Source organism: Bacillus sp. FJAT-50079, assembly GCF_018343515.1.
Lineage (GTDB): Bacteria > Bacillota > Bacilli > Bacillales > Bacillaceae_C > Lederbergia.
Genome location: NZ_JAGYPD010000007.1, coordinates 315,463 through 327,824, shown reverse-complemented (window position 1 = coordinate 327,824; position 12,362 = coordinate 315,463). Strand labels below are relative to the sequence as shown.

Below are 12,362 nucleotides of genomic sequence, written 5' to 3'. Positions count from 1 at the left end.
AGTTTATTGTATGTACTACTATCTAAACAGATTCTCTGCACAGCAACAACCGATTTATTTGGGACCTTATTCACAATATACTGCGCCAGTGAGATATGTTCTTACTAGGGAGTCAGCATTGTCAAAAGAACGAGTCATTAGTCAAGCGGAAGTTGATTTTATAAGTATGAACCGGCTTCTTTGGGAAGAGCATGTTAACTGGACGAGAATGACGATCATTAGCATTGTATTCAACTTGCCTGATTTACCATTTGTTCAAGAACGGTTGTTAAAAAATGCCACTGATTTAGGCAATTGTCTTAGACCTTTTTACGGCGATCAAATTGCCGATCACTATGCTGCTCTCATAAAAGACCATTTAGTTATCGCGGCACAATTAGTAACAGCAGCTGTAAAAGGTGATACGAAAACAGCAACGGAAAAAGAAAAACAATGGTATAAAAACGCTGACGACATTACTTTATTTTTAAGTAGCATTAATCCATATTTAAATAAAGATGTCGTAAGAAAAATGTTTTATACCCATTTATCCTTAACAAAGAACGAGGCCGTGCTTATGATTGAAAGAAATTATCAAGCAGATGTAGAAATATTTGATGAAATCGAAGCGGAAGCATTGGCCATGTCAGACCTAATTGCTGAAGCGATCGTGATTCAATTTGCGCATATGTTTGGATATTAATATTGTTGATAAGAAGGGGCTGTCCTAGAAATTAGGATAGCCCCCTTCCATGCACAGGTAGTATCGATTTCCTCCTGGTAGCTATTTATGTCATTTTAATCAATCTAACTTCATCCGATTGCCCTTCTCCCGCGTAAAGTCTTTAATACAGGCAGTCGAAGCACGATCGATTTACCATCAACACAAAAAAATCCCCTAGAAGGGCAATCGAAGCACGTCCGATTTACCATCAACAGAAATAAATCCCCTAGTGGGGCAGTCGAAGCACGATCGATTTACCATCAACACAAAAAAATCCCCTAGAAGGGCAATCGAAGCATGATCGATTTACCATCAACAGAAAAAAATCCCCTAGAAGGGCAATCGAAGCACGTCCGATTTACCCTCAACAGAAAAAAATCCCCTAGAAGGGCAATCGAAGCACGATCGATTTACCCTCAACAAAAAAAAATCCCTAGAAGGGCAGTCGAAGCACGTCCGATTTACCCTCAACAGAAATAAATCCCCTAGAAGGGCAATCGAAGCACGATCGTTTTACCCTCAACAGAAATAAATCCCCTAGAAGGGCAATCGAAGCATGATCGATTTACCCTCAACAGAAATAAATCCCCTAGAAGGGCAATCGAGCGCAACGATGTTTACCAAAAAACAATTAGTATTACGACATTGCCCTTTCATTTTAAAACGTTTTTCTAACTTGACCGTTCAGAAAATCATTGAACAATGATCAATATAAACACAAATCAGAAAAGACCAAATCGTATCGATTTGATCTAAAGACAACCTATAAGTATTAGTCGATTGTATTCTGTTCCTCTTCCCACACTTTTTCAAGTGCTCCTAAAAAGGTTTCCGAAGCTTGGGCACCTGAAACAGCGTATTTCCCATTCAAAACAAAAAATGGAACACCGCGAACCCCAATTTGACTTGCTGTTTTTTCATCGTCTCGAACATCGTCCGCATACGCCTGCTCATCATTGAGAACAGCTAATACCGCATCAGCTTCGAGTCCAACGCCTTCTGCCAGTGCAACCAATGTTTCCTTGTCACTGACATCCTTCCCGTCAGTAAAATAGGCATGCAGCAAATTCTCGGTTATTTTATTCGCTTTTCCATGCTTTTTCGCATAATGAGCAAGGCGATGCGCATCAAATGTGTTTGTTGGTTTCATATTGTCAAAATTAAACGTCAACCCAACACTTGCAGCCTGTTCGCCGACTCCTGCGTTCATTTCCTTTGCTTTTTCAATTGTCATTCCATATTTTGCTGCAAGCATTTCATGAATGCTTTGCGTGCTCTTTAGCGGGGCGTCCGGATCAAGCTCAAAGCTTTTGAATTCAAGCTGAACTTCATCTCGATGTGGAAACTGCTCTAAAGCTGCTTCTAATCTTCGCTTTCCAATATAGCAAAACGGACATACAAAATCTGACCAAATTTCAATTTTCATTTTTTCACCCCTCGTTATAAATGCTTTGCATCAAAGCTCCCGAGTACACGTACATCATAATCATACGTTTCTAAAATAGCGATCGCCTTTTGCAGATGACTTTCATGCAAGCCCATTGTTGCTTCAAAGAAAAAGCGATACGTACCTAATTTTTTCTTTGTTGGACGCGATTCAATCCACGTCAAGTTAACTCCAAGCGAAGAAAATACATTAAGCATCGATGCGAGTAATCCTGGACGGTCTTCCGTCGGAGTAACGAGCAACATCGTTTTCTCCGCTTTTTGCTGATGAGAATGTTGTTTTGTTAAAATTAAAAACCTCGTGGAATTCCCTGCATAATCTTGAATATTACTTTTTGTAATCGTCAAACCAAATGTTTCTGCTGCCCAAGCTGATGCGATTGCTCCCGCATCAAGACGTCCGTCCTTTTTCAATGATTCAGCCGCATTAGCTGTACTGCTGTAATGCTTCGTCTCAACGCGCAGCTCTCTTGTGTAATCACGGCATTGGGCTAATGCAGGAGGAATCGACCATACTTCCTTAATGTCTTCCAATTTGGCCCCTTCATTTGTTAGTAAGTGCAGAGAGACTGGCAATATCGCCTCGCCTTCAATCCATACATCATAATTCGTTAAGCCGTCTGTCGTCATCGTAATCGTACCTTCAATGGCATTTTCAATCGGCACAATTCCTTTATCGACTCGTCCCTCTGCTACCGCTTCTAACACGTCTAAAATCGTTCCGTGTTCAATGGGAGAAATTTCTTTATCTGCAAAGTATTTTAGTGCAGCTTCTTCGGAAAATGTCCCCTTTGGTCCTAAATAGGCTACTTTCAAAATAATCAAACTCCTTCTTCCAAATTGAAAAGAGGCCGAGGACAAAAGTTTTTTAGCAAATCAAAATCCGAACGATAATAACTGCAATTCACTCGCTCCGAAAATATACTTCGCTTTCCGCGGGCGGCTATTGAGCCTTCGGTCCAACAGATGGTTGGTCACGAAGCCGTTGCCACACACGATAGGCTTCATTCCTTAAACAGGCACTGCGGAGTCTCGCCGAGACCATTCTTCCAGCAGGAGTCTAAATATATTTCCTACGCTAATCGATTTATTATTCGTCTTTAGATTTGATCACTTAGTTATGTCCTAGCCTCTCTAGCATTAGCTCAGTGCTTCTGTTAATGGCGGCACAATTTGTTTCTTGCGTGAAACGATTCCCTTTAGCAATGCCTTCTTGTTTTCAAGCGTTACACCAAACGCTTTTTCAACTGCTTCAGAAGAGTGTCCGACCGCAATCGCTGTTGAATCATTCGTTAAAATATCTGTCACAACGAATAAAAATAAATCGAGGCCTTTTTCAGCAACGACTTCAGCAAGTGCTGCTTCGATTTCAGCTTCACGTGCAAGCACATCTTCAACGCCAACCGCATTGACTTGAGCGATTTCAACCTTGGCACTGCCCATATTAAATTCCTTCGCGTCTAAGGAGAGCAATTGCTCCACTGTTTTGCCACTTACGTCTGCGCCGGCTTTCAGCATTTCTAAGCCATACTGATCCGCATCAACTCCGGCAATTTCCGCAAGCTCTTTAGCAGCCACGATATCTTCCTCCGTGCAAGTCGGTGATTTAAATAATAATGAATCGGAAATAATCGCTGACAACATTAAACCTGCCATCTTCTTATCGATTTCCAAGCCGTTTTCTTTATAAATTTTATTCAAAATTGTTGCTGTACAACCAACAGGCTCCGCGCGGAAATAAAGTGGGTCACTCGTTTCAAAATTAGCAATTCGATGATGATCGATGACCTCGACCACGCGCACTTTTTCAATATCCGCAACACTTTGCTGTCTTTCATTATGGTCAACTAAAATAACTTGATTTGTTTCTTCAGCCACAGTTTCAACTAGACGAGGAGCAGCTACTTCAAAATGATCTAAAGCATATTGTGTCTCACCATTCACTTCGCCTAAACGAACTGCTTCAACATTCATGCCGAGCTTCGTTTTCACGTCTGCATACACGATAGCAGAACAAATCGTATCTGTATCTGGGTTTTTGTGTCCAAAAATAAGCGTCTTTTCCATATCGTTCTCCTTGATTTTATGTAAATTTTTCTCATCTTTAGTTTACCATATGAAGAGCAAGATGCGAATCAACCTATGCTTTACTGATGAAAATTTTCCAGTCGATTCCCGTTCCAATTTGGAATTTTTTCGCAAAAGATGCTTGATTGATCGCAACGGCAACATTATCAAGTGAATTAATATAGATTAATGGTTGTCCCACTTCATTATCAGCAAATGATTTTCCATAGATCATTTTCTTCTCGTACACTCTCGTTCCATCATAATCAATGGCAACCTTCACATTTTCTCTATACTGGATACCTAGTTCAATTAAAAGTTTTCTGCTTATATTTGTCCATAAATTTCCGTATCGCACATCTAACACATCAATCATTCCTGACAATGCTCCATGATCGATGCTTGCTGATTGAAACGGAAGCAGTACAATGGATTCAAGCGCTAATTCCGGTCCAACCTCTTCAAATGTAATCGTTCCTGATGCTAGTCTTGCTGCTGTATACGCATAAATATCACGCCCATGAAACGTATGTGATGCGCCCGAGTTAGGCAAGCGGTTTATTTCTTCATCAATTAGCCTCATTTGAGTAATTCCGATATGTTTATGAATATGGGTAAGCGTCCCATTATCAGGTGTAACAATATAATGATCGGAGGCAGTGCGTACGACAACACTTTTACGTTCTGAACCTACACCAGGATCGACGACAGAGACAAACACCGATTGCTTTGGCCAATATGAGATCGTCTGCAATAGTCGATAAGACCCCTCCCAAATATTGTATGGTGGTATCTCATGCGTTAAATCAAAAATTCTTAAGTTCGTATCAACCCCATTTGCAACTCCGTACATAGCACTTACCGCGCCATCCCCGAGTCCAAAATCCGATTGAAAAATTAAGGGACTCCCCACTGCGTTCTTCCTTTCATCTTTAGACATAGCTTAATTCCATTGAATTTTTTAAAAATTACGATTGTAATTATGCTAATATACGTAATTTTCTTTGTCAATACACGCCAGATGATGATAACGCATACAGGAATTCTGGATAATTTTGACGATATTTTGACTAGCAGAAAAAATGCTGCCTGTTCCAAAGACTTAGAACTATCTTGAACTTTTAGCACTTGATATGATAAGAGTAACATCCACTAGATGAATGGATAAAGAGGTGAACATTATGCAACAAAAAGAAAGCTCCATGCAGACCATGGATTTGAAGCATACATTAATCAAACTTAAGGACATTAAATATGCGCTTGACCAAGCCTCCATTGTGGCAATTACGGATCGTAAAGGAACGATTATTTATGTAAATGATTTGTTTTGCAAAATTTCCAAATATGATCGCGATGAATTACTTGGACAAGATCATCGCATTTTAAATTCTCATCATCATCCAAAGAATTTCTTCAAACAGATGTGGGCGACGATTGGAAGAGGAAATGTTTGGCGTGGGGAAATAAAAAATAAAGCGAAAGACGGTTCATTTTATTGGGTCGATACGACGATCGTTCCTTTTTTAGATGAAAAAGGAAAGCCTTATCAATACATTTCAATCCGTAATGATATTACTGTACGAAAACGAATGGAACAAAAAATATATCATTTAGCTTATCATGATATATTAACGGACCTCCCCAATCGCCGGCTATTTATGAATCAACTGCGCAAAGATATTACTCAGGCGAAAAAGTCATCATCTAAGGTCGCAGTGATGTTTGTTGATCTAGACCGCTTTAAATATGTAAACGATCACTGGGGGCATGATGTTGGTGATGTCGTTCTTACAGAAGCTGCCTTACGAATTAAGCAAGCCCTTCTCCCGACAGATTTAGTTGCCCGGATTGGCGGAGATGAGTTTACAGTTATTTTAAATATTACAGATCAGGCGGAAGCTAGTAAACAAGCAGAAAAAGTTTTAGCGAGTTTGCGTAAGCCTTTTATCATTTCTGGACAACCTCATACTCTCTCATGCAGCATCGGGATCGCCGTCTATCCCGACAATGGGAAAACAGCTGATCTTTTGTTAACGAGGGCAGATACGGCACTGTATACAATTAAAGAAGGTGGAAAAAACGGATATGTTCAATACGAACCGCATATGGAGCAGCAGTCATTGGAGCGATATTTACTTGAAATTGAATTAAGCAAAGCGATTCAACTTGAACAATTCCATCTCGATTATCAGCCAAAAATCAGTTTGTCTACGAATCAATTTATTGGAATGGAAGCTCTTGTACGCTGGATGCATCCCAATTTAGGAAGAATTCCTCCAAATCAATTTATTCCTTTAGCTGAGGAAACAGGATTAATCGTTCCACTTGGTGATTGGATTTTACGCCATGCATGTGCCCAAGCTAAAGCTTGGCAAGATCAAGGATATCCGCCGGCCAGAATTTCTGTGAACATTTCCGTTCGTCAACTAGAACAAGGCAATCTAGTGAAAAAAGTTGATCAGATCTTAAAAGAAACGGGACTAGAACCGAAATGGCTAGAGCTTGAAGTGACGGAAACCGTCTTTGCTGATATGGAAAATGCAGCAACAATTTTACAGGAGATTAGAAAGCTCGGTGTACAAATTTCAATCGATGATTTTGGAACAGGATATAGTTCATTTAGCTATATTAAACATTTACCGGTAGACTCTTTAAAAATCGATGCCTCCTTTATTAGAGATATTCACGAAAATGATGAGAGCAAAGCGATAGTAAAAGCAGTTTTAAGCCTAGCAAACTCACTAAATATTAAAGTCATTGCTGAAGGAATTGAAATGCCCGAACAACTAGACATTTTGATAAACGATGGCTGTAATCGCGGTCAAGGCTTCTTATTTAGCAAGCCTTTATCAAGCCCGGACTTTGAAGAATACATGAAAGCCAATGTAGCGAAATGATGATTTACTAAGTGAAACAGGTGAAGTACATGCCTTCACCTGTTTTTATTACACATACCTTTTTCTTTTCGTTGACGATGGTATACCAAGCTGTTCACGGTACTTTGCAACCGTCCTTCTCGATAATGCCATTCCATCCGCTTGCAATTGTTCAACGATTCTTTGATCCGATAATGGTTTACTTTTATTTTCCTTCTTCACCAGCTCTTCGATCATTGCTTTCGCTTGGCTTGCTGAAGCCTGTTCACCGTCTTCATGGTGGCTCACTTGCAATGCTTGAGAAAAGAAAATTTTTAGCTCAAACGTCCCTTTTGGGGTTTGGATATATTTCCCTCTTACCGCTCGGCTTACGGTTGATTCATGGACATCGATCATTTGCGCCAATTCGCTCATTGTTAGCGGTCGCAAATAGCGCGGACCCTTTAAGAAAAAATCCTTCTGTATGTTCACAATCGCTGTTCCGACCTTCATTAAAGTAAGCTTTCGTTGCTCTAAGCTATTCATAATCCAGCGATAATCCTGCCTTTTCTCACCTAAAAATTGATTGACACGTTCATCTGCATAGTTTTTCATTCGTGTATAATAATCCGTTTCATATGTGATCTTCGGGATATGATGCTCACACACTTGTAGTTCCAGCCCATCCTTATCCATTTGTAAAATTAAATCCGGAACAATGTATTGTGGTCGCTCATTCGTAAATGCGGCACCTGGTCGCGGATGCAATGTTTTAATATAATCAGCCGCTGCCTGGATATCTGTAAGACGAACGGATCTTTTCTGAGCAATTTCCTTCCACTTTCTTTCCGCGAAATTGTTAAAATCCTTTTCTAATAAGGTTATGACAAGCTCCGGCACATCTTTCCTCCGTTTTACTTGCAGCAACAAGCATTCTTGCAGTGATCTTGCGGCAACGCCGGCAGGATCTAGCCCTTGAATGATAGCTAAACATTTTTGCACGGCTTTTATATCGACATTATTGATCATCGCTACTTCTTCTAATGAAACGCCTAAATAACCGTTCTTATCAAGCTGATAAATGAGTTGCTTCGCAAGCCTTTTTTCGCCATTTGGTAACGCTTCCATTATTAGTTGTGAAATTAAATAATCAGCTAGATGCTCAGATGAATCAGCGATTTGTTCCAACCATTTATCTTGATTAGAGTCTGACCCGTTTGTCTTTCTGCTTCTTATTCTTGCATCATATGTATCGTTAGATTTGACCATAGGACTTTCTAATTGGATGAGCGGATTTTCCATAGCTTTCATCTCAAGAAATGAGGTAAGCTCTTGGGCAGAATACTGAAGAATGGATATCGCCTGTTGCAATTCCTGAGTCATCGCTATATGTAATGTTTGACGTTGTGCCAAACCCATCTCCATTTTCACCTGAATCCCCCCTCGCTCATCATTTTACTATATTCCGACTTTTCCGTATATAGAGAAATAAAAAGGTGCAACCGAATGACTGAGAAAAAATCCAGTGCGAGTGATTTCTTTCTGGAATAATGGATTAATAAATAGAAATGCTATATACATAATCGATTTGTTTACGCAAGGAGGCGAAGGAGTGCTTAAGCAATTAGCAAAAGTTGTACCCAATCTACTCACAATTGGGAATTTATTATGCGGTGTTCTTTCAATCACCTTTAACATGAGTGGTTTTTTGCAAGTCGCCTCTATTTTAATTTTCTTATCAGCTACCTTAGATCTTCTTGACGGAAGGATTGCAAGAAAGTTGAAAGTAAATAGTGAATTTGGCGTAGAAATTGATTCCTTAGCTGATATTGTTAGTTTCGGAGTTGCTCCTGCACTTTTATTTCATTCCATTGCTCCACCATCTCTATTAACTTCTTTGGCATTCTTCCTCTTCCCAACGATGGGGGCATTAAGATTAGCTAAGTTTAGCGTTAAACCAACCATTGGTTATTTTCAAGGATTACCGATTCCAGCCGCCGGATTGCCATTGGCAGGTATGGCATTTTTTTCATATAGCAATGCATGGATCACTTTAATCCTCGCTCTATTAATGGTAAGCCCAATTAGAATAAAAAAACTTTAAGAACAAAAGCGCAAGCGCCCGTTTAGCGACGTACTTCCTTTCGCGATTCTGACGAGATTCTATGAGATCAACGGCTAAAACCGCCACGTCCTGTGGCAACGCCGTTGTGACCTGCATCGTGCAGGCCTAAACACGGCGAATAATGAGCCGATATTGACTTATCGTAGGAAGAAGAGTGAAGTTTGCTAGTCGCTGGGCGACTGGAGCTAGACGTAGATTGCTCCAATCGAAATTGTCCACAAGCAAGTATTTTATAATTTCCTAGATAATAAAAAAACATAATGGGAAGATTCCATTATGTTTTTTATACTTTTTCAACAATCGTTGCAATTCCTTGACCTACACCGATACACATTGTCGCGAGACCGTATTGTACATCAGCACGTCGATTCATTTCATGGAGCAATGTCGTTAAAATTCGGGCGCCACTTGCGCCAAGCGGGTGACCAAATGCAATCGCCCCCCCATTTACGTTAACAAGTTCAGGATTCAGCTCAAGTTGATGGATGCATTCAAGTGATTGTGAAGCGAATGCTTCATTTAGTTCTACGAGCCCGATGTCATTGATCGAAAGCTTTGCCCGTGCAAGTGCTTTTTGAGACGCGTAAATCGGTCCGAGTCCCATCACATCCGGTTCAAGCCCAGCAATCGCAGATACAACATATTTTCCAAGCGGCTTCAATCCAAATTCTTTTACTTTTTCCCCGCTCATTAATAATAATGCCGACGCGCCATCATTAATACCCGACGCATTTCCAGCTGTTACCGTCCCATTTTCAAAAATCGGCCTTAATTTTTGTAAGCCTTCAATGGTCGTATTCGGACGCGGATGCTCATCCATATCGACAATTGTTATATTTCCTCGGCGATCGGTTACTTCAATGGGAATGATTTCATTGGCGAATTGTTTTTTTTCCATCGCCATTTTTGCTTTCATCTGGCTTTGCAAGGCAAATTGATCTTGTTCCTCACGAGAAATCCCATATTTTTGAGCGACATTTTCGGCTGTTTGCGGCATGCTGTCCGCTCCATACCGCTCCTCAATCTTTGGATTCGTAAAGCGCCAGCCGATCGTTGTATCAAGCATTTCCATATTTCCTCGTGGAAAATCAACTTCCGGCTTGCCAATAACGAACGGAGCCCTTGTCATACTTTCCGTTCCACCCGCTATGAATATATCTCCTTCCCCAATCATGATCGCCCTTGCTGCGTAATTTACCGCATCAAGACCTGATCCACATAATCGATTTAATGTTGTCCCCCCTACTTCAATCGGAAGATCAGCAAGCAATGCAACCATACGAGCAACATTTCGGTTCTCTTCCCCCGCTCCATTCGCATTGCCTAGCACGACCTCTTCAATTTCCTGAGCAGGGACCGTTGGGTTTCTTTGTAAAAGACCTTTAATAACAAGTGCCGCTAAATCATCGGGGCGAACCGATTTTAATGCCCCTTTATACCGACCAATTGGACTTCTAACAGCATCTACGATATACACTTCTCTCATCTTCATTCACCTTTAAACATAGGCTGTCTTTTTTCTAAAAATGCCTTCGTTCCTTCTTTTTTATCTTCCGTGCTAAAAAGTACAGCTTGTAATGATTTTTCAAGCGCTAAGCCTGAAGCTAAATCCGCTGTTGCACTCTCATTCAATGCGATTTTTGCCATTTTTACAGCAATCGGAGACTTACTGGCAATTTTATGAGCGATTTCATATGCCTTTTCTAGCAGTTGCTCTGGTGACACGACATGATTTAACAGACCAAGTCGATGTGCCTCATACGCATCAATCATATCCCCTGTTAAAATCATCTCCTTCGCTTTTGCGAGGCCAACAATTTTTGTCAGTTGCTGTGTTCCCCCACCAGCTGGTAAAATTCCTAAATTAATTTCTGGCTGACCCATTTTAGCTGTCTCACTTCCAACTCGAATATCGCAGGAAAGTGCCAGCTCACACCCTCCGCCAAGTGCATAGCCATTGATCGCCGCAATTACAGGCTTATATGATCGATAAATATTCAATAAAACATCTTGAACAGCAAGCCCATATATATCCAGCGGGTTACGATCATGAATCCATTGAATATCTGCGCCTGCGACAAACGTCTTCTCATGCCCTGTAATGACAATGACACGAACACGATCGTCATCGTTCAATTGTTTAATTGCATTGTCAAGCTCTGCCCAACTATTTGGATCCATCGCATTTCTTTTTTCGGGACGATAAATTTGGATCGTGCCGATCAAATCTTGAATCGATATGCGCAATGATTTATATTCCATCCGTTGCTCGACCTCCTTAATGATCGTCATAATCGTAAACGCCTCTTCCCGTTTTCCGCCCTAACCTCCCTGCTTTTACATATTTTACGAGCAATGGACTTGGGCGGAAGCGCTCTCCTAATGTACTATGCAAATATTCAAGATTATTTAAACGTGTATCCAGTCCTACTAAATCACCTAGTTTAAACGGGCCCATTGGATAATTTAAGCCAAGTTCAATCGCTTTATCAATTTCTTCTGGTGTACCGACACCTTCCATTAACATATTAAAGGCTTCATTTCCAACCATGCTGCTAATTCTACTAGTAACAAAACCAGGAAATTCATTAATTAAGACCGTTTCCTTGCCCATTTCAGTTGCGACCGACTTAACCACTTCAGCCGTTTCATCACTTGTCTCAAGTCCACGGGCAATTTCAACAAGCCTCATCAATGGTACAGGATTGAAAAAATGCATAGCTATAACTTTTTCAGGACGTTTCGTATAAGAGCCGATCTCTGTCGGGCTCATTGTGGATGTATTCGTTGCAAGAATAACATCCTTGTCCGTATACTCATCCAATTGCTCAAACACTTGCTGTTTGATTGATTTTACTTCTGGTACAGCCTCGATCACAAAATCGGCTTTTGCCGCCGCTAATTTCAGATCAGTCGTGTAATAAAGATTTTTAATAGCCACGTCTTTTTGTTCTACAGTGATCTTTTCCTTTTTTACACCTTTATTAAGCATTCCTTCAATATATGATTTTGCTTTATTCAAGCTTTCCTCTTGAATATCGCAAATTGTTGTCTGAAACCCTGCAACTGCGCCAGCGTAGGCGATTCCACTTCCCATAATACCTGAGCCGACAACTAAAATATGCTTTATGTTCATGACTTTCCTCCCCCTGTCGCCGTTACTACC

General features: G+C 40.6%; 10 protein-coding genes and 1 pseudogene. 3 read left to right on the top strand and 8 right to left on the bottom strand.

Annotated features, from left to right (window positions below; translation table 11 throughout):
- Positions 1-10: 10 nt before the first annotated feature.
- On the top strand, positions 11-682 hold the full coding sequence (locus KHA95_RS19800) for a hypothetical protein (protein WP_213139283.1): 672 nt from the start codon (positions 11-13) through the stop codon (positions 680-682).
- Positions 683-1,493: 811 nt separating this feature from the next.
- Here KHA95_RS19800 and KHA95_RS19795 read toward each other — a convergent pair.
- From KHA95_RS19795 to KHA95_RS19780, 4 genes and pseudogenes are all read right to left on the bottom strand, one after another.
- Positions 1,494-2,129: pseudogene (locus tag KHA95_RS19795) on the bottom strand (DsbA family oxidoreductase); the annotation flags it as partial.
- A gap of 14 nt (positions 2,130-2,143) precedes the next feature.
- Complete coding sequence (pheA, locus tag KHA95_RS19790) at positions 2,144-2,965, bottom strand: prephenate dehydratase (RefSeq protein ID WP_213139281.1); 822 nt, start codon at positions 2,963-2,965, stop codon at positions 2,144-2,146.
- Positions 2,966-3,289: 324 nt separating this feature from the next.
- Positions 3,290-4,216, bottom strand: coding sequence for a manganese-dependent inorganic pyrophosphatase (locus KHA95_RS19785; protein WP_213139280.1), 927 nt, complete (start codon positions 4,214-4,216; stop codon positions 3,290-3,292).
- Positions 4,217-4,289: 73 nt separating this feature from the next.
- Positions 4,290-5,156 (bottom strand): SAM hydrolase/SAM-dependent halogenase family protein, encoded by an 867-nt coding sequence (locus KHA95_RS19780; protein ID WP_213139279.1) that lies wholly within the window; start codon positions 5,154-5,156, stop codon positions 4,290-4,292.
- Between the two features lie 241 nt (positions 5,157-5,397).
- On the opposite strand from KHA95_RS19780, the gene KHA95_RS19775 reads away from it, so the two are divergent.
- A complete protein-coding gene (locus tag KHA95_RS19775) occupies positions 5,398-7,113 on the top strand; it encodes a putative bifunctional diguanylate cyclase/phosphodiesterase (protein ID WP_213139278.1) in 1,716 nt (571 codons plus the stop codon).
- A 48-nt stretch (positions 7,114-7,161) separates the two neighbouring features.
- On the opposite strand, the gene rpoN is transcribed toward KHA95_RS19775, so the two are convergent.
- A complete protein-coding gene (gene rpoN, locus KHA95_RS19770; protein WP_249317133.1) occupies positions 7,162-8,496 on the bottom strand; it encodes an RNA polymerase factor sigma-54 in 1,335 nt (444 codons plus the stop codon).
- 187 nt (positions 8,497-8,683) lie between these two features.
- Between rpoN and pssA the strand changes: the two genes are divergently transcribed.
- A complete protein-coding gene (gene pssA, locus KHA95_RS19765) occupies positions 8,684-9,175 on the top strand; it encodes a CDP-diacylglycerol--serine O-phosphatidyltransferase (RefSeq protein ID WP_213139276.1) in 492 nt (163 codons plus the stop codon).
- 304 nt (positions 9,176-9,479) lie between these two features.
- On the opposite strand, the gene KHA95_RS19760 is transcribed toward pssA, so the two are convergent.
- The 3 genes from KHA95_RS19760 to KHA95_RS19750 are packed head-to-tail and all read right to left on the bottom strand — an operon-like array spanning position 9,480 to position 12,332.
- Positions 9,480-10,682: a thiolase family protein gene (locus KHA95_RS19760; protein WP_213139275.1), complete on the bottom strand. Its 1,203-nt coding sequence runs from the start codon at positions 10,680-10,682 to the stop codon at positions 9,480-9,482.
- A gap of 2 nt (positions 10,683-10,684) precedes the next feature.
- Complete coding sequence (locus KHA95_RS19755; RefSeq protein WP_249317107.1) at positions 10,685-11,488, bottom strand: enoyl-CoA hydratase/isomerase family protein; 804 nt, start codon at positions 11,486-11,488, stop codon at positions 10,685-10,687.
- Positions 11,475-12,332 (bottom strand): 3-hydroxyacyl-CoA dehydrogenase, encoded by an 858-nt coding sequence (locus KHA95_RS19750; protein ID WP_213139274.1) that lies wholly within the window; start codon positions 12,330-12,332, stop codon positions 11,475-11,477. Before KHA95_RS19750 ends, KHA95_RS19755 begins: the two co-directional genes overlap by 14 nt.
- Positions 12,333-12,362: the final 30 nt, after the last annotated feature.